At 72.7% G+C, this 17,281-nt stretch carries 16 protein-coding genes; 10 read left to right on the plus strand and 6 right to left on the minus strand.

What is annotated here, in order from left to right:
• Nucleotides 1-170: 170 nt before the first annotated feature.
• The 4 genes from AB0412_RS03145 to AB0412_RS03160 are packed head-to-tail and all read right to left on the minus strand — an operon-like array spanning nucleotide 171 to nucleotide 3,570.
• On the minus strand, nucleotides 171-1,226 hold the full coding sequence (locus tag AB0412_RS03145) for a nitronate monooxygenase (RefSeq protein ID WP_366400693.1): 1,056 nt from the start codon (nucleotides 1,224-1,226) through the stop codon (nucleotides 171-173).
• Nucleotides 1,226-1,969 (minus strand): CoA-transferase, encoded by a 744-nt coding sequence (locus AB0412_RS03150; RefSeq protein WP_366400694.1) that lies wholly within the window; start codon nucleotides 1,967-1,969, stop codon nucleotides 1,226-1,228. Before AB0412_RS03150 ends, AB0412_RS03145 begins: the two co-directional genes overlap by 1 nt.
• Entirely contained in the window at nucleotides 1,966-2,817 is an 852-nt protein-coding gene (locus tag AB0412_RS03155) for a CoA-transferase (RefSeq protein ID WP_366400695.1), read from the minus strand. The genes AB0412_RS03150 and AB0412_RS03155 overlap by 4 nt, the downstream gene beginning before the upstream one ends.
• A 9-nt stretch (nucleotides 2,818-2,826) precedes the next feature.
• Nucleotides 2,827-3,570 carry an enoyl-CoA hydratase family protein gene (locus AB0412_RS03160; protein ID WP_366400696.1) on the minus strand — a complete coding sequence of 248 codons (744 nt, stop codon included), beginning with the start codon at nucleotides 3,568-3,570 and terminating at the stop codon, nucleotides 2,827-2,829.
• 52 nt (nucleotides 3,571-3,622) lie between these two features.
• Between AB0412_RS03160 and AB0412_RS03165 the strand changes: the two genes are divergently transcribed.
• The 3 genes from AB0412_RS03165 (at nucleotide 3,623) to AB0412_RS03175 (ending at nucleotide 6,318) form a co-directional block, all read left to right on the plus strand.
• Nucleotides 3,623-4,363, plus strand: coding sequence for an SDR family oxidoreductase (locus tag AB0412_RS03165; protein WP_366400697.1), 741 nt, complete (start codon nucleotides 3,623-3,625; stop codon nucleotides 4,361-4,363).
• Between the two features lies 1 nt (nucleotide 4,364).
• A complete protein-coding gene (locus AB0412_RS03170) occupies nucleotides 4,365-5,270 on the plus strand; it encodes an SDR family oxidoreductase (protein ID WP_366400698.1) in 906 nt (301 codons plus the stop codon).
• 217 nt (nucleotides 5,271-5,487) lie between these two features.
• Nucleotides 5,488-6,318, plus strand: a complete 831-nt coding sequence (locus tag AB0412_RS03175) for an alpha/beta hydrolase (RefSeq protein WP_366400699.1) — start codon at nucleotides 5,488-5,490, stop codon at nucleotides 6,316-6,318.
• A gap of 17 nt (nucleotides 6,319-6,335) precedes the next feature.
• Here AB0412_RS03175 and AB0412_RS03180 read toward each other — a convergent pair whose 3' ends face one another.
• Nucleotides 6,336-7,241 (minus strand): hypothetical protein, encoded by a 906-nt coding sequence (locus AB0412_RS03180; protein WP_366400700.1) that lies wholly within the window; start codon nucleotides 7,239-7,241, stop codon nucleotides 6,336-6,338.
• Between the two features lie 156 nt (nucleotides 7,242-7,397).
• Between AB0412_RS03180 and AB0412_RS03185 the strand changes: the two genes are divergently transcribed.
• The 6 genes from AB0412_RS03185 to AB0412_RS03210 all read left to right on the plus strand — a co-directional run bounded on the left by AB0412_RS03185 (nucleotide 7,398) and on the right by AB0412_RS03210 (nucleotide 14,563).
• Entirely contained in the window at nucleotides 7,398-8,069 is a 672-nt protein-coding gene (locus AB0412_RS03185) for a GNAT family N-acetyltransferase (RefSeq protein WP_366400701.1), read from the plus strand.
• A gap of 45 nt (nucleotides 8,070-8,114) precedes the next feature.
• Nucleotides 8,115-8,498: a chorismate mutase gene (locus tag AB0412_RS03190; protein ID WP_366400702.1), complete on the plus strand. Its 384-nt coding sequence runs from the start codon at nucleotides 8,115-8,117 to the stop codon at nucleotides 8,496-8,498.
• 139 nt (nucleotides 8,499-8,637) lie between these two features.
• Nucleotides 8,638-9,108: a response regulator gene (locus AB0412_RS03195; protein ID WP_366400703.1), complete on the plus strand. Its 471-nt coding sequence runs from the start codon at nucleotides 8,638-8,640 to the stop codon at nucleotides 9,106-9,108.
• A 47-nt stretch (nucleotides 9,109-9,155) separates the two neighbouring features.
• On the plus strand, nucleotides 9,156-11,648 hold the full coding sequence (pepN, locus tag AB0412_RS03200) for an aminopeptidase N (RefSeq protein ID WP_366400704.1): 2,493 nt from the start codon (nucleotides 9,156-9,158) through the stop codon (nucleotides 11,646-11,648).
• A gap of 144 nt (nucleotides 11,649-11,792) precedes the next feature.
• Nucleotides 11,793-13,172, plus strand: a complete 1,380-nt coding sequence (locus AB0412_RS03205; protein ID WP_366400705.1) for a pyridoxal-dependent decarboxylase — start codon at nucleotides 11,793-11,795, stop codon at nucleotides 13,170-13,172.
• The gene (locus AB0412_RS03210) at nucleotides 13,169-14,563 is read left to right on the plus strand and encodes a SidA/IucD/PvdA family monooxygenase (RefSeq protein ID WP_366400706.1); all 1,395 of its coding nucleotides are present in this window, start codon (nucleotides 13,169-13,171) and stop codon (nucleotides 14,561-14,563) included. The genes AB0412_RS03205 and AB0412_RS03210 overlap by 4 nt, the downstream gene beginning before the upstream one ends.
• 20 nt (nucleotides 14,564-14,583) lie before the next feature.
• Here AB0412_RS03210 and AB0412_RS03215 read toward each other — a convergent pair whose 3' ends face one another.
• A complete protein-coding gene (locus AB0412_RS03215; RefSeq protein ID WP_366400707.1) occupies nucleotides 14,584-16,389 on the minus strand; it encodes a 5'-nucleotidase C-terminal domain-containing protein in 1,806 nt (601 codons plus the stop codon).
• A 134-nt stretch (nucleotides 16,390-16,523) separates the two neighbouring features.
• Between AB0412_RS03215 and AB0412_RS03220 the strand changes: the two genes are divergently transcribed.
• The gene (locus AB0412_RS03220; protein WP_366400708.1) at nucleotides 16,524-17,204 is read left to right on the plus strand and encodes an SIMPL domain-containing protein; all 681 of its coding nucleotides are present in this window, start codon (nucleotides 16,524-16,526) and stop codon (nucleotides 17,202-17,204) included.
• Nucleotides 17,205-17,281 lie beyond the last annotated feature (77 nt).

Raw genomic sequence — 17,281 nt, forward strand, 5'->3', positions numbered from 1 at the left:
CCGGGTGGTGACCGGCGAGTGAGTCAGACCGTCCGGTAGACGTCGCGCCGGTTGCCGACCTTCACGGGCGGTCAGGATGCGCATCACGCTGGTCCGGTCGATGGCTCGAAGCTGCCGCTGAGCCCTGGCGGTGAACTTCTGAGCCGTGTACACGCGTCGGTGTACACGGCTCAGAGGTTGCTTCTCGCCCCCAGCGCGCCGGCGATTCCCTCGGCCTGGGTCATCACCCGCTCCACCAGCTCCGCGCAGGACGGCAGGTCCTCGATCACCCCGGTGACCTGGCCCGCCGCCATCACGCCCGCGTCCGTGCGGCCGTCCACCATGGCGGACTTGAGCAGCATCGGGGTGTTCGCGGACAGGAGCACCTGGGGCCAGGTGAGGGACTTGCCGTGCTTCGTGGTGAGGCCGTCACGGATCAGCTGCCGCCAGGTGAGGCCCGAGAGCCTGCGGAAGCCGGACGCGTGGCGCACGGCACGGGTCAGCGCGCGTGCCCGGCCGGAGCGCTCCAGGGCGGCGACCAGGTCCGTGCGCAGCATGCGGTGGGGCAGGCCGTCGACCGCCGTGGTGACCGTGACGTCCGTGACCGTCGCCGCCAGATAGCGTGCCTTCACCGCGTCCGGGACCGTCGAGTCCGAGGTCAGCAGGAAGCGCGTCCCCATCGCCACCCCCGCCGCCCCGTACGCCAGCGCCGCGACCAGGCCCCGCCCGTCGAAGAAGCCGCCCGCCGCCACGACCGGTATCCGCACCGCGTCCACCACCTGCGGCAGCAGCACCGTCGTCGCCACCTGCCCGGTGTGCCCGCCGCCCTCCGCGCCCTGCACGATCACCGCGTCCGCGCCCCAGGCCGCGACCTTCTCGGCATGGCGCCGGGCGCCGACGGTCGGGATGACCACGACCCCGGCCTCCTTCAGCTCCGTGATGAGCTCGGGAGCCGGGGCCAGGGCGAAGGAGGCGATCCTGACGCCCTCCTCGACGAGGATGCGCACCCGGTCCCCGGCGTCCGCCGCGTCCGCTCGCAGATTGACCCCGAACGGCGCCTCGGTCCGGGACTTGACCTCCCGGATCGCCTCGCGCAGCCCGTCCGTCGTCATCGTCGCGGAGGCCAGGATGCCGAGTGCGCCCGCGTTCGCCGTGGCGGAGACCAGGCGGGGCCCGGACACCCATCCCATGCCGGTCTGGACGAGGGGGTGGCGGACCCCGGTCAGCCGGGTGAGCGCGGTCTCCATCAGTCCGGGACCTCCCGGGCGCGGGCGTTCTGCGGATCGAGCACCGTACGGATCAACTCCAGCTCCCGCGCCGTCGGTTCACGGGTGTGCGGAACGGCGTCGGGGACCGTGAGCGTGAACCCGGTCGCCTCCCGCACCTCCTCCGCCGTCACCCCCGGATGCAGCGACGCCAGCCGCAGTGAGCGGTCGGGGGTGGCGAAGTCGAGGACGGCGAGGTCGGTGACGACCCGGTCCAGGTGGTGGTAGCGGGCGTCGCCGGCCCGGTCGTGTCCGACTCCGCACACCAGGTCGACCCGCTCCACGAACACCCGCCGGGAGTGTCTCGGCACCCAGTAACTGGTCCGGTTGTTCAGCGTGTTGACCGGAGCCCCGCGCACCCCCAGCAGTTGCCGCCGGGGTCGCTCCCAGTTGCCGATGCAGGAGATGTTCTGGTTGCCGTACCGGTCGAGCTGGCTCGCGCCCATCATCACGTGCCGCCGGCCGCCGGTGACGAGGTCCAGATGGCGCCGGTAGGGCAGCCAGCCCTCGACGGTGCCGTCGGCGTCGACCAGCATCGCCTCACCGTCGGTCAGCAGCAGCTCCGGCGCGAAGGTGAGCCGGGCGAGCCGGGCACCCAGGGCGGGGATCGTGCCCATGGGGCTCGCGAGGATCTCCCCGGCTCCGCGCCAGACCTCGGCGCAGGCGATCACGCAGTGCTCGGCGCGGGTGGGTGCGGGAAGGGCTGCCCGGGTGGCCGCCGTCATCGCCGGTCCCCTCCGCGCCACGCGGCCACGGCTGACCGGTACTCCCGCTCGCACCCGCCGAGGAACCGCCCCGCGAACTCCTCCCACCCCGCCGACGCGTAGTACCTCTGGAACCCCTCGTCCCGCCCGTAGTCCGGCGCACACGACGTGAAATGCGCCCCGTTCGGCGCCTCCACCACCCCCGTCACCCGGTGCCGCGGGATCAGCAGCGTCTGCGGAGCCGCCTGATCCGTCAGCTCGGCCGTCTCGACGATCCGCTCGCAGGAGACGTACGCGGTGTCCGCCGCCGCGCAGAAGAGGTCGTCGAAGTACGGATCCGGGCCCAGATACTGGCCGTTGCCCGCACGGTCCGCACGGTTCATGTGCACCAGGGCCGCGTCCAGGCGCAGCGCGGGCATCGCGACGAACGTCTCCCCGTCGTCGTACGGCGAGGTCACCGTCCGCAGGTCCGGGTTCACCCGCATCACGTCCGAGCCGATCCCCGCCCGCACCGGCAGGAACGGCAGCCGGTGCGCCGCCGCCCGCAGCCCCCACAGCAGCATCGCCTCGTCGACCTCCGTCAGCGCCAGGGCACCGCGCTCGCGGGCCGCGCGGTAGTGCGGTTCGAGGGGGATCGAGTCGAGCGTGACAAAGGCCGTGACCAGCCGGCGGATCCGGCCGGCGGCGGCCAGCAGACCCACGTCCGGACCGCCGCACGAGACCACCGTCAGGTCTCCGACATCCGACCGCAGCAGCGCCCTGACCAGCGCCATCGGCTTGCGGCGCGAACCCCAGCCGCCGATGCCGAGCGTCATGCCGCTGGACAGCCGGGCGACGACCGCGTCGGCGGTCATGGTCTTGTCGGCCACGCCCGCCATCTAGCCGCCCTGCTTCCCGAAGCCGTCCCGCACCCGCCCGCCGGTCCCGCTGAGTTCGGCCTCGAAGGTGAAGCCCTGCTCGAAGCGGTAGGAGCGGCGCACGTCGACGGGATCGATGCCGTTGAGTGCGGCCTTGGCCAGCCGCAGCAGCCGCCCGTCCTTCGCCGCGATCCGCCCGGCCAACTCCAGTGCGGCGGCGCGCAGTCCGTCGCGCGGCACGACCTGCCACACCGCTCCGTGCGCGTGCAGCTCGGCCGCGCTCACCGTGCGCGCGGTGTAGTACAGGGTCCGCATCAGGTGCGGGGGGACCAGCCGGGCCAGATGGGTGGCCGCGCCGAGCGCTCCCCGGTCCAGCTCCGGCAGGCCGAAGACGGCGTCCTCGCTCGCCACGAGCGCGTCCGCGTTGCCCACCAGGCCGATGCCGCCGCCCAGGCAGTGGCCCTGCACCGCCGCCACCACCGGCACCTCGCACTCGTACACCGCCGCGAACGCCTCCGCGCAGCCGCGGTTGGCGCCGATCAGCGCGGCCGGGCCGCCCGCCCGGATCTCCTTGATGTCCACGCCCGCGTTGAAGCCCCGCCCCTCCGCCGCCAGCACCACGCACCGGACCTCGGGATCACGTCCGGCCTCGCACACCGCACCGGCCAGGGCCGACCAGCCGGCCACGGGCAGGGCGTTGACGGGCGGGAAATCGACCGTGACGAGAGAAATCCCCTTCGCCGGGGACGAGGTGGAGACACTCATGGGCGCATCAGCTACCTTTCCACCAAACGTTTGTTAGGGAGGGTAGCGGCGAATGGAGCAGGGCGGGAGGGTCGTGGTGGTCACGGGCGGCACCCGGGGCGTCGGTGCCGGCATCGCGCGTGCCTTCGCCGACGCCGGTGCGCACGTCGTGACCTGTGCCCGCAGACCCCCCGAAGCGGCCCTGTCCGGCACCGAGTTCCGGCCCCTCGACCTGCGCGACCCCGACGCCGTACGGGACTTCTTCGCCGCGCTGCCCCGCGTCGACGTCCTCGTGAACAACGCGGGCGGCACACCGCACCGCCTCCTGGCCGACGCCGGCGCCGAGCGTCACAGGCGCGTGGTGGAGCTCAACCTCCTCGCACCGCTGACGGCCACCCTCGCCGCGTACGAGCATCTGCGGCGGGCCCGGGGCTCGGTCGTCATGATCGGCAGCGTCAGCGGTACCCGTCCCTCGCCCGGCTCGGCGGCCTACGGCGCGGCCAAGGCGGGACTGGAGAACCTGGCCCGCTCCATGGCGGCGGAGTGGGCGCCGGACGTCCGGGTCAACACCCTGGTCGTCGGCATGGTCCGCACCGAGCGGTCCCACCTCCACTACGGCGATGCGGACGGCCTCGTCGCCGTCGCCCGCACCGTCCCGCTGGGCCGGCTCGCGGAGCCGTCCGACGTCGGCGCCGCGGCCGTGTTCCTCGCCTCGGACGCCGCCGCCTACATCACCGGGGCGAGCCTGCACGTGCACGGCGGCGGGGAGCGGCCCGCGTTCCTCGACGCGTCGACGGTCACGAAGGAGCGGTGAGATGAGCGGGATCTGCGACGGACGGGTGGTCGTGGTCACCGGCGCCGGACGCGGGCTCGGCCGGGCCCACGCGCTCGCGTTCGCAGCCGAGGGCGCCCGGCTGGTCGTCAACGACCTCGGCGTGGGCCTCGACGGCACACCGGGCCCCGACAGCCCCGCCGCCCGCGTCGCCGCCGAGATCCGCGCGGCGGGCGGCGAGGCGGTGGCTCACGGCGCCGACATCGCCACGACCGACGGCGCCGCGTCCCTCGTACGCACCGCGCTGGAGACGTACGGGCGGCTCGACACCCTCGTCAACAACGCCGGTTTTCTGCGCGACCGGATGCTGGTCAACCTCGACGAGGACGACTGGGACGCGGTCGTGCGCGTGCACCTCAAGGGGCACTTCCTTCCCCTGAAGCACGCCGCCGCCCACTGGCGGGCCGAGACCAGGGCCGGGCGCCGGCCCGTCGCCCGGATCGTCAACACCACCAGCGGGGCGGGACTGCTGGGCTCGGTGGGGCAGGGCAACTACAGCGCCGCGAAGGCCGGGATCGTGGCCCTCACCCTGGTCGCGGCGGCGGAACTCGGCCGCTACGGCGTCCAGGTCAACGCCCTCGCACCCGCCGCCCGCACCCGGATGACGGAACGCGCCTTCGCCGACGCCATGGCCGCACCGGCCGCCGGCTTCGACGCGATGGCCCCGCAGAACGTCTCCCCGCTGGTGGTGTGGCTCGGCTCGGCCGCGAGCGAGGGGGTCACCGGCCGCGTCTTCGAGACGGAGGGCGGACGCATCACCGTGATGGAGGGCTGGCGGCCCGGGCCGACCGCCGACAAGGGGGCACGGTGGAGCCCCGCGGAGGCGGGGGAGACGGCGCGCGGGCTGGTGATGCAGGCGGGCGAGCCGGGGGCGGTGTACGGGGCGTAGGCGGGCGGGGCACCACGGGTCCTTCCGGGCGGGGCAGCTGGGGTGGGGCCGGTGCACGGCGGAGAGCGACCGTCGGAGGAAGTGCCGTCCACGGCCCCCGCGCGTAGCGTGAGGCGGGTACGTCCGGACCGCGCCCTCAGGGCGTGATCGTGTCGGTCCCGCGTGTCCCCGCCCCTTTCGTGCCGCTGGGGCACGCACGGCGAGCGGAGGATCAGCGATGGGTACAGTCACCACCGACGACGGCACGACCATCTTCTACAAGGACTGGGGTCCGCGCGACGCTCAGCCGATCGTCTTCCACCACGGCTGGCCCCTGAGCGCCGACGACTGGGACAACCAGATGGTGTTCTTCCTGGCGCACGGCTACCGGGTCATCGCCCACGACCGCCGTGGCCACGGACGTTCGAGCCAGAGCGCCACCGGCCACGACATGGACACCTACGCCGCCGACGTGGCCGCCCTCACGGACGCGCTCGACCTGCGGGGAGCTTTCCATGTCGGGCACTCCACCGGGGGCGGCGAGGTCGCACGCTACGTCGCACGCGCCCAGCCGGGCCGCGTCGCGAAGGCGGTCCTGGTGGGCGCCGTCCCGCCCATCATGGTCAGGACGAGCACCAACCCGGGCGGCCTGCCCATCGAGACCTTCGACGCCTTCCGCGACGCACTCGCCGCCCATCGCGCGCAGTTCTACATCGACGTTCCCTCAGGGCCGTTCTACGGCTTCAACCGCCCCGGTGCGAAGGTGTCGCAGGGACTGATCGACAACTGGTGGCGGCAGGGCATGATGGGCGCGGCCAACGCCCACTACGAATGCATCAAGGCGTTCTCCGAGACCGACTTCACCGAGGACCTCAAGCAGATCGACGTACCGGTCCTCGTCTGCCACGGCACCGACGACCAGGTCGTCCCGTACGACGACTCGGCACCACTGACGGTCGAACTGCTGAAGAACGGCACGCTCAAGAGCTACGAGGGCCTTCCCCACGGCATGCTGTCCACCCACCCCGACACCATCAACCCGGACATCCTCGCGTTCCTGCAGCAGTAGAGCACCGGGTGCCGGCACTAGGTGTCGCACTCCAGCACCGTCCGGCACAGTCCGCACCGCGCCCGGACCCGTCCCCGTACCGGCACGCGGATCCGCTGGTGGCAGGTCGGGCAGGGGAAGGACACCCGCAGCGGGCCGTGATTGTCCGGGGTGAAGGCGTACGGGACGTCCGCGCGGGCCGGGACCGGGGCCGTGGCGTGGGGGTCCTGGGCGTGGCGGCGGTCGCGGGCGTAGCGGCGGCGGCCCGCCCAGCCCGCCGCCGTCAGCGGTGGCTGCTGCTCGTCCCGGCGGGCCAGCGCCATGCCCTTGCCGTACGCCTCGTACGCCTGCGGACTGGTGAACCACACCGCCGGATCCTCGCCGAACAGCAGCGACCGCTTGGCCAGGACGTACCCGAACTCCTCCGGTGTGAGGTACCCCAGCTTCTGCGACGACGCCCCGTCCTCCCGGAACGCGTCCAGCAGCAGCCAGCCCGCGCCGAGATACGTCGCCGCCGTGTCCGTCAGGATCTCGTTGTCCCTCGTCCCGGGGAACGACAGGTCCAGGCGATGCAGATACACATGCATCACCTCGTGCGCCAGAGCCGCCCCGATGTCCCGCCGATGCGTCCGGAACCGGTCGTTCAGCTCCACGAAGTACTCAGGACCCGCCGTGAGTTCGATGTTCGCCGCATGCGTCATCTCACGGAAGCAGACGACGAGCCGCGCGTCCGGCAGCCGGTAGTGCCGCACCATCTCCCGCGCCACCCGCTGCGCGCCCAGATGGAGATCGTCCACGTCGGAGAACGCCACATCGGCCGGGGCCACACTCGTCGCGAACGTCCGGATCGTGTCGTACGACAGACGCCGGTACAGCGCGGTGACGGCTTCCCGCACCGTCTCCAGGTGGGGGAAGCCGTGCTCGACCGGACCGCCGTTCGCCACGCCTCACCCCCGACGCCTGAACCCGGGATCCACTGCCCTGAACCCGGTTCCACTGTACGGTCCGCGCCCGGCACCGGCCCGTGAGCGCGGCGCAAAACCGGCTGCCGGACACACAACCGGTCGGCACCGCGCCGGGCGCCCGGGCAGAATCCCCGGGTGACCGGCGAACAGCACATCGTCGTCCCCGCCGCCGTGCGGGTGGGCGGGCAGGACGACGATCTCGAACAGCGACTCGACGACGAGCTCACCGCCTTCAACACCGCGGCCGCGGGCGGGGCGACGACCGAGCCCCTGACCGTCCGCGTCACCGGCGAGGACGGCGAACTGCTCGGCGGGCTCACCGCCTGGACCTGGGGCAGCCTGTGCTCCGTGGACATGCTGTGGGTGCGCGAGGACCAGCGGCACGCCGGCTGGGGGAGCCGGCTGATGCGCGCGGCGGAGGAGGAGGCCGTCCGGCGTGGCTGCACCGACATGATCGTCTCCACGTACAGCTTCCAGGCGCCCGGCTTCTATCCGAGGCTCGGCTTCCGGGAGCGGGGACGCATCGGGGGCGTGCCCGGCGGGCACGAGGACGTGTACTTCCACAAGCGCATCGAACCGGCTTCCGCCGACACGTCCGGCCCTGCGTCCGCCGGCGCGTCCGGCCCCGCGTCCACCGACGCGTACGTCCCCGCGCCCGGCGGGCACGAGGACGTGTACTTCCACAAGCGCATCGGACCCGCTTCCGCCGACACGTCCGGCCCCGCGTCCGCCGACACATCCGGTCCCGCGTCCGACGACGCGTCCGGCCCCGCTTCCTCCGGCGCATCCCACACCGCCGAGGTGTGAGACGGCCGGCCCTCGCGGGACCCGCGCACCGTAGGCTGACGCACCATGACCACCAGCAACACCGGTACCGGAGCCGACGCCGTCGACCCGGACGTGCGTGCGGAGCTCGCCCGGCTGCGCGACAGCATCGACAACATCGACGCGGCCGTCGTCCACATGCTCGCCGAGCGCTTCAAGTGCACCCAGCAGGTCGGCCGGCTCAAGGCCGAGCACCGGCTGCCGCCCGCCGACCCGGCCCGCGAGGCCCGCCAGATCACCCGGCTGCGCGCCCTCGCCGAGAACGCCAAACTCGACCCGGCCTTCGCGGAGAAGTTCCTGAACTTCATCATCGCGGAGGTGATCCGCCACCACGAGCGGATCGCCGACGACACCGTCAACGGCTCCGCCCCGGCCGGCGACCGCCCCCGCACACCGGCCCCGGGGGAGTGACAGGGCGCCCGGCGCGCGGCATGCTGCCCTGTGCACTCCTTGTCAGCTGACGAGCACCCGGCGTCAGCTCCCGGACAGCACACCCGGTCCACACCCGGACAGCACATCCCGGTCCCTTTACGAGGAGGGACGGTCCGCCATGCCGCCGGATGCCCGCATCCTCATCGTCGACGACCACAAGGACAGCCTCTACGCGCTGGAGAGCGCCCTGGCCCCGCTCGGCCACCTGCTGGCCCGTGCCACCAGCGGCGACGAGGCCCTCAAGCAGATCCTGCGCGGAAACGTCGGCCTGCTCCTCCTCGACGTCCGCATGCCCGGCGCCGGCGGCCTGGAGGTCGTGCGCTACATGCGGCGCCTGGAACAGACCCAGCACATCCCCGTCGTCCTGCTCACCGGCTTCGGCCGCGACCCGGAACTCAGCGCCGCCGCCTACGCCCTGGGCGTCGCCGATCTCGTCACCAAACCCGTCGACCCCTGGACCCTCCGCATCAAGATCAGTCACCTGTACGAGGCGCACCAGCACCGGCGCGCCCTGGAACGCGAGATCCGGGAACTGCGCGCCCGGCTGCACGCGGCGCACCCCGCCGAGCTCGAACGCGACCGGACATAGGGGGCGAACCGATCCGCCTCTGTGCCAGGTCAGCCGCATCAGGCAGCATGGCCTGCATGTCCGTACTGACGCGCGACGAAGCGCAGAACCGTGCACAGCTCCTCGACGTCCACCGCTACACCGTCGAACTCGATCTGACCACCGGGGACGAGACCTTCGGCTCCCGCACCCTGATCCGGTTCACCGCGCGTACGGACGCGGACACCTTCGTCGAGGTCAAGCCCCATGAGCTGCGCTCCGTCACCCTCGACGGCGAGCCCCTGGACGCCGAGACCCTCGACGGCAACCGGCTCCCGCTGAAGAACCTCACCGCGGGTGAGCACGAGCTGCGCGTCGACGCCGTCATGCGCTATTCCCGCACCGGCGAGGGCATGCACCGCTTCACCGACCCCACCGACGGCGAGACCTACGTCTACACCCAGCTGTTCATGGACGACGTGCAGCGCGTCTTCGCCGCCTTCGACCAGCCCGACCTCAAGGCCGTCTTCGAGCTGTCCGTCAAGGCCCCCGAGCACTGGACCGTCCTCGCCAACGGCAGTACCGAGCACACCGACGGCGTGTGGCGGGCCGCACCGACGCCGCTGATCTCCACCTACCTCGTCGCCGTCGCCGCAGGCCCCTGGCACAGCGTGCGCACCGAACACCGTGGGCTGCCCTTCGGCATCCACTGCCGCCGCTCGCTGGCCCCCTACCTCGACGCCGACGCCGACGAGATCCTCGACGTCACGCGAGCGTGCTTCGACCGCTACCACGAGAAGTTCGAGGAGCCCTACCCCTTCGACTCCTACGACCAGGCGTTCGTCCCCGAGTTCAACGCGGGCGCCATGGAGAACCCGGGCCTGGTCACCTTCCGCGACGAGTTCGTCTACCGCTCCGCCGTCACCGACACCGAACGCCAGACCCGCGCCATGGTCATCGCCCACGAGATGGCCCACATGTGGTTCGGCGACCTCGTCACCCTCAAGTGGTGGGACGACATCTGGCTGAACGAGTCCTTCGCCGAGTACATGGGCTACCAGACCCTCACCGAGGCCACCCGCTTCGCCGACACGTGGACCGACTTCGGCGTCGCCCGCAAGGCCTGGGGCTACGACGCCGACCAGCGGCCCTCCACCCACCCCGTCGCACCCGAGGCCGTCGAGGACACCGCCTCCGCGCTCCTCAACTTCGACGGCATCTCCTACGCCAAGGGCGCGAGCGCGCTGCGGCAGCTGGTGACCTGGCTCGGCGAGAAGGACTTCCTGGCCGGCATCAACACCCACTTCACCCGCCACAAGTTCGCCAACGCCACGCTCGCCGACTTCATCGACTCCCTCGCCGCCGCCACCGCACGCGACGTCCACGCCTGGGCCGACGCCTGGCTGCGCACCACCGGCGTCGACACCCTCACCGCGTCCGTCGACGCCGTGCCCGGCCGGTGGACGCTCACCCTCGACCGCGACGGCAGCCGCCCGCACCGCGTGACCGTCGGCGTGTACGACCGCGACCTCAGCGACGGGCGCACGCTCTCCCTGCGCGAGCGCTACGAGACCGACGTACCGCACGACGCCGCCCCCGAGCCGCGTCCCGGCACCCGCCCCGCCCTGGTCGTCCCCAACGACCTGGACCTGACCTACGCCAAGATCCGTCTCGACGAGACCTCCCTGGAGACGGTCCTGCGCGGTCTGTCGGGCATCCCCGACGCGCTGACCCGCGCCGTCGTCTGGAACAGCCTGCGCGACATGGTCCGCGACGGCGAACTGAGCCCCTCCGACTACCTGGCCACGGCGTCCGCGCACCTGCCCGAGGAGACCGACCTCGCCCTCGTGCAGGGCGTCCTCGCCTTCGCCTCCGTGCACATCGCCGACCGGTACCTGAGGCCCGAGGAGCGTCCCGCGGCGCTGGCCGCCCTCGCCTCCCTGTGCCGTGACGTGATCCGCCGCACCGAGGACGGCGACAATCCCGGCCTGCGGCTGATCGCCGTACGTCACCTCATCGACGTCGCCGCCCACCCCGAGACCCTGGCCGCCTGGCTCGCCGACGGCACCGTGCCCGGCGGCCCGGAACTCGACCCCGAGCTGCGCTGGCGGGTCCTCGGCCGGCTCGCCGTGCTCGGCGCCGTCGACGAGGCCGACATCGCCGCGGAGCTCGACCGCGACCCCAGCGCCACCGGCCAGGAGGGCGCCGCCCGCTGCCGCGCCGCCCTGCCCGACGCGGACGCCAAGGCCCGCGCCTGGGACGCCATGTTCCACTCCGACGACCTGTCCAACTACCTGTTCACCGCGACCGCCCAGGGCTTCTGGCAGCCCGAACAGGCCGACCTCGTCCGCCCCTACGTGGCGCGCTACTACAAGGACGCCGTGAAGCTCGCCGCCCGCCGCGGCCCCGCCATCGCCGAGGCCACCGGCCGCTGGGCCTTCCCGGCCCACGAGGTCGACTCCGACCACCTCAAGCTCGGCGAGAAGTGCCTGCGCAAGGCCGACCCGATCCCGGCCCTGCGCCGGAAACTGGTCGACCAACTCGACGACCTGTCCCGCGCGTTGCGCGTCAGGGAGGCGTAACGAGAACAGGGGTACGTCCCCGCGCCGGGACGTACCCCCGCACGGGTCTGCTCGTTGGGCTGATCGGGCGCGGTACCCCCGTCCGCGTACCCGCGGGGGCTCCTCCCCGCGGACCTCCCCGCACCGCGCCCCGGAGGGCAGCCCATGAGCACGTCGCCGAGCCTCGCCTCCGGTCCGCGAGGACCCCGGGAACTGGGGGCGTCGGTCACCGTCGTCCTCGACGCCCTGCGCACCGGCACACAGGCGCGCGGCGGCCCCCTGCCCGCCGGCGGACCCGAGGCGGTCACCGGGCGCGTGCGCGACGCCCTCGGTGACGTCCTCCCCGAGCACGGCGACCCCGGCGCCCTGCGCGACCTCGTGCACGCCGTCGCCGCCGGTTCCGCCGACCCGGCGCACCCCCTGTGCGCGGCCCATCTGCACTGCCCGCCCCTCGCCGTGGCCGCCGCCGCCGATCTCGCCGCGTCGGTGCTCAACGCCTCCCTCGACTCCTGGGACCAGGCCCCGGCCGCCTCCGCGCTGGAAGCCCTCGTCACCCGGGCGGTCGCCCGCGAGACCGGTCACGCCGACGGTCTCGTCACCAGCGGCGGCACCGAGTCCAACCTGCTCGCGCTGCTGCTCGCCCGCGAGGCACACGGCGGCGCCCTACGGCTCGTGCACGGCGCGAACGCCCACCACTCGCTGCCCCGCGCCGCCTGGCTGCTCGGGCTGCCGGACCCCGTCGTCGTGCCCGCCCCCGCCGGCGTCCTGAGCCCCGGCGCACTGGACGAGGCCCTCACCGAACTGTCCGGCGGCGGCCCGGTGCTGGTCGCCGCCACCGCCGGGACCACCGACACCGGCGCCATCGACCCCCTGCCCGCGATCGCCGCCGTCTGCGCCGCCCACCGCGCCCGCCTGCACCTCGACGCCGCCTACGGGGGCGGGCTGCTGTTCAGCGACCGGCACCGGGCCCGGCTCACGGGCCTCGACGCCGCCCACACCGTCACCCTCGACCTGCACAAGCTCGGCTGGCAGCCGGTGCCGGCCGGCCTCCTCACCGTCCGCGACCCGGACGACCTCACCGCGCTGCGCCACCACGCCGACTACCTCAACCCCGCCGACGACACCGACGCCGGCCTCCCTGACCTCCTCGGCCGCTCCCTGCACACCACCCGCCGCGCCGACGTCCTCAAGATCGCCGTCACCTTCAGGACCCTCGGCCGCGCCGGACTGGGCGCCCTCGTCGACCAGGTCTGCGACCTGGCTCAGCAGCTCGCCGACCTCATCGACGGCGACCCCCGCCTCGACCTCCACGACCGGCCCGCCATCAGCACCGTCCTGTTCCGCCCGGCCCACACCACCGACCCCGCCGTCGCCGCTCTCCGGCGCCGCCTCCTCACCACCGGCCGGGCCGTCCTCGGCCGCGCCCACGCCGACGGCCGGCTCTGGCTCAAGGCCACCCTCCTCAACCCCGCCACCCGCCCCGGCGACCTGGCCGCCCTCCTCCGCGAAGTCCACCGCACCCACCAGGAAGGAAACCCCCGTTGACCGCCACACCCCGCGACCTCGTCGGCATCGGCATCGGCCCCTTCAACCTCTCCCTGGCCGCCCTCGCCCACCCCCTGACCGAACTCGACGCGGCCTTCTACGACCAGCGCCCCCACTTCACCTGGCACCCCGGCCTGCTCCTGGACGACGCCACCGTCCAGGTCCCCTTCCTCGCCGACCTGGTCACCCTCGCCGACCCCACCAGCCCCTGGACCTTCCTCAACCACCTCAGGGCCCGCGAACGCCTCTACCCGTTCTACTTCGCCGAGCACTTCCACATCCGCCGCACCGAGTACGACGCCTACTGCCGCTGGGTCGCCGACCAGCTCCCCGCCCTGCACTTCGGCCACCACGTCGACGCCGTCCGCTGGAACGCCGAACGCGAGCTGTTCGAGGTGGACTTCACCCAGCTCGACGCCGACGGCGAGGCCGAGGCCCTCGGCCGCACCCTCGCGAAGAACATCGTCCTCGGCGTCGGCACCGAGCCCTTCGTCCCCGACCCGCTGCGACCCCTCGTCGACACCCCCGGCGTCCCGGTGATCCACTCCGACGACTACCTCACCCACCGCGACACCCTCCTCGCCGCGGACCACATCACCGTCGTCGGCACCGGACAGTCCGGCGCCGAGGTCTTCCTCGACCTGCTCCGCCGGCGCCCCGCCGGCCGTGAACGGCTGCACTGGATCGGCCGCACCGAGGCCTTCGCGCCGATGGAGTACTCCAAGCTCGGCCTGGAACACTTCACCCCGGACCACACCCGCTACTTCCACGCCCTGCCCGAGGCCGTCCGCGACCGGCTCGTCCCCGCCCAGTGGCAGCTCCACAAGGGCATCGACGCCGCCACCATCGCCGCGATCCACGACGAGCTCTACCGGCGCACCCTCGCCGGAGGCTGGCCCGACACCGTCCTCACCCCCGGCGTCCGGGTCCGCACCGCGGGACGCCTCGGCACCGCCCGGATCGAACTCCACCTGGAACACACCCGGCAGGACACCCGCTCACGCCTCACCACCGACGCCGTGGTCCTCGCCACCGGCCACCGCCCGCGCCCCCTCGACCGCCTCCTCGCCGGCCTCGACCCCTACCTGCGCCGTGACAACAGTGACCGCTTGCGCGTCGACGAGAACTTCCGCCTGGACCTGGACCCGTCCGTCACCGGCGCGGTCCACGTCCAGAACGCCGAGACGCACACCCACGGCGTCGGCGCCCCCGACCTGGGCCTCGCCGCCTGGCGCAGCGCGACCATCCTCAACTCCCTCACCGGAAAGGACACCTACCCGCTCCCCGGCCGCACGGCCTTCACCACCTTCGGCCTCGAACCGCACACACGGCAGGTCCCGCCCGCCCGGGACCGAGCCACCCGGCTCACCCCCTTGGCGGACGGGACCTGAGACGGACCCCGCGCGGAACGTCAGAACACCGGGGTGCCCTCCCGCGTCAGCCGCCAGTCGACCGACGCGAAGTCCTTCGGGTCCAGCACGCCCTTCGCCGTCACCCACTCCGCGATCCTGGTCCGGATCTCCGTCGACTCCGACCACAGCTCCTTCGCCGACGCCACATGCGGGAACGCGCCACCGCCGTTCGCCCGGTAGTTGTTCACCGCGAACACGAACTGCTGCGCGTCGTCCAGCGGGGCACCGCCGTGGCTGAGGTTCTTGATCCGCGAGCCGGCCGGCTGGGCGATGTCGATGTCGTACGTCAGCCCGGACACGTAGTCGTAGTTGTAGTCCGGCCGGCCGTTCGCGTTCGTCAGCTTCGCCACGTCCACCGGCGCACCGGCCGCCGTCTGCACGAAGTACTCCGCCGAGTACTCCAGGTACGCCCGCAGCTGCGCGCCCGTCATCAGCTTCGCGACCAGCGTGTTGTCGTACACGTACAGGCTCGACAGGTCCCGGATCGTCACCTCGCCCGCCGGGATCTCGGAGGTCCGCGAGAACGGTGACGCCTGCGACAGCACCGGCAGCGAGGCGTGTTCCGTGCCGGCGAGGGCCGCCCTGACCACGTCCTCCTGCACCTTGTTGATCAGGTCGATGATCGGCGCGTCCTTGTAGCGCGCGTCCACCGTCGTCAGGGTCTCGGTCGCGGTGCCGACCACCTGGTTGACGTACGCGACGACCTTCTCGTGCTCGTCCGTGAGCAGCTCGGTGATCCGCGGGTCGTCCTCGACCGTTCTGGAGTCCCGCAGGGACGCCTTCACCGACTCGACCTGCCACCGGCCCCGCTCGAGGACCAGCTCGATGTCGAAGAGGGTCAGCCGCTCGGCGTAACACAGCGGCTCCGACAGCACGACGTCCTTGCCGGTCTTCTCGTTGGTCACCCGCAGTTCGGGGATCTCCACATGCGCGTGCCCGACCAGGATCGCGTCGATCCCGGGCACCTGCTTCGCCACGTTCGCCGCCGCGTTCTCCACGTACGGCAGCTGATCCCCGTACGACGAGGTGCCCGACGACCCCGAGTGCGCCGACACCACCACCACGTCCGCGCCCATGGACCGCAGTTTCGGCACCCACTTCGCCGCCTGCTCCTCCAGACCCGGGAACGTCAGCTTCCCCTGCACGTACGCCTTGTCCCAGATCGCGATGCCCGGGTTCGTCAGGCCCAGCACCGCCACCCTCACGGGCGGCGCGCCCTTCACCCGGAACGTCTTGATGAAGTACGGCGGGAAGGCGGGCTTCAGCGTCTTCGCGTCCAGCGCGTTCGCGCCGAGCAGCGGGAAGTCGCACTGCTCCTCGAACTTCCGCAGCGTCTCGATGCCGTAGTTGAACTCGTGGTTGCCGAGCGCCACCGCGTCGTACCCGATCGCGTTCATCGCCTGCGCCATCGGGTGCACCGGCCCGCCCTCGGCGGTGATGGGGTCGACCTTCGCGTAGTAGTACGTCAGCGGGGTGCCCTGGATGGTGTCGCCCGCGTCCAGCAGGAGCGTGTTGTGCCGGCCCCTCTCCTCGCGGATCCGGTTCACCAGCGTCGAGATCCGGGCGAGGCCCTGCGCGTTGCCGGCCGGGTCGGTGTACTCCGCGTCCTTGAAGTAGTCCCAGTTGAAGACGTGCCCGTGCAGGTCGGTCGTCCCCATCACGGTCAGCGCGTACCGCTTCGGCCGCTTCTTCCCGTGCCCCGCCTCGGCGGCCGTCGCCGCGGGAGCCGTCACCGCGCCCGCCAGCGCCACCCCCGCTCCCGTCACGGCGGACCTCTCCAGGAACTTCCGGCGGTTCAACGGCATATCAGATTCCCCTCACAGTGACTCGGACAGCCCACGCAGCAACGCGCGTAGAGCGGCCCGCTGATTCTGACCTGAACACGCCCAACGGCAACAGTCCCCCCACGTTGCGATCCGGTGACCGGCACACTGTCCGTATGACGGCCACCCCCTACGGCACCCCCGACGTCCCCCACCTCACCGTCCGCGGCGAGGCCCACCTCGACGTGGCCCCCGAGATCGCCCGCATCGGCGTCACCCTCACCGCCCGGGGCCGTGACCGCCGCGGCACCCTCGACGACCTCACCCGCCGCAACGCCTCGGCCCTCGACCTGATCAAGGGCTACGGCGACGCCGTCGAACGCCTCGAGACCGGCGCCCTCACCGTCGCCCCCGAACTGACCAAACACGGCCGCGGCGAACGCGTGCGCACCTACCGCGGCACCGTCCACCTCACCGCCGAACTGGGCGACTTCACCGCGCTCGGCGAACTGGTCACCCGTCTCGCCGACCTGGAGCTCAGCCGCGTCGACGGTCCCTGGTGGGCCCTGCGCCCCGACTCCCCGGCCTACGGCGAAGCCCGCCGGCAGGCGGTGCGGGAAGCCGTCCGGCGCGCCCGCGCCTACGCCGAGGCCCTCGGGACCTCACTCGCCGCCCTCATCGAACTCGCCGACACCGGCACGGAACTGCCCCATCCGCCGGAGTACGCCGCCCGCAGCATGGCCTTCGCCGCGTCCGCCGAGGACACCGCCCCCGCGCCCCTCGACCTCGAACCCCGGCAGCAGCACCTCCACGCCGAGGTCAACGCCCGGTTCACGATGCTGCCGCCGAGCCTGTGAACGTGCCCCGGCACCCCCACCCGTAGAACCGTCTTTCGAATTCAATTCTTGTCAACGGCCCTTCATCGTCCGTCCGT

The organism is Streptomyces sp. NPDC052012, assembly GCF_040689265.1.
Taxonomy (GTDB): domain Bacteria; phylum Actinomycetota; class Actinomycetes; order Streptomycetales; family Streptomycetaceae; genus Streptomyces.

Bases quoted from the DNA above. Each gene is read 5' to 3' on its own strand.
- AB0412_RS03190 (WP_366400702.1), top strand. From the start codon at position 8,115: ATGACCACCAGCAACACCGGTACCGGAGCCGACGCCGTCGACCCGGAC.
- AB0412_RS03145 (WP_366400693.1), bottom strand. From the start codon at position 1,226: ATGGAGACCGCGCTCACCCGGCTGACCGGGGTCCGCCACCCCCTCGTC.
- AB0412_RS03160 (WP_366400696.1), bottom strand. From the start codon at position 3,570: ATGAGTGTCTCCACCTCGTCCCCGGCGAAGGGGATTTCTCTCGTCACG.
- AB0412_RS03205 (WP_366400705.1), top strand. From the start codon at position 11,793: ATGAGCACGTCGCCGAGCCTCGCCTCCGGTCCGCGAGGACCCCGGGAA.
- AB0412_RS03215 (WP_366400707.1), bottom strand. From the start codon at position 16,389: ATGCCGTTGAACCGCCGGAAGTTCCTGGAGAGGTCCGCCGTGACGGGA.
- AB0412_RS03150 (WP_366400694.1), bottom strand. From the start codon at position 1,969: ATGACGGCGGCCACCCGGGCAGCCCTTCCCGCACCCACCCGCGCCGAG.
- pepN (WP_366400704.1), top strand. From the start codon at position 9,156: ATGGCCTGCATGTCCGTACTGACGCGCGACGAAGCGCAGAACCGTGCA.
- AB0412_RS03175 (WP_366400699.1), top strand. From the start codon at position 5,488: ATGGGTACAGTCACCACCGACGACGGCACGACCATCTTCTACAAGGAC.
- AB0412_RS03165 (WP_366400697.1), top strand. From the start codon at position 3,623: ATGGAGCAGGGCGGGAGGGTCGTGGTGGTCACGGGCGGCACCCGGGGC.
- AB0412_RS03220 (WP_366400708.1), top strand. From the start codon at position 16,524: ATGACGGCCACCCCCTACGGCACCCCCGACGTCCCCCACCTCACCGTC.
- AB0412_RS03170 (WP_366400698.1), top strand. From the start codon at position 4,365: ATGAGCGGGATCTGCGACGGACGGGTGGTCGTGGTCACCGGCGCCGGA.
- AB0412_RS03195 (WP_366400703.1), top strand. From the start codon at position 8,638: ATGCCGCCGGATGCCCGCATCCTCATCGTCGACGACCACAAGGACAGC.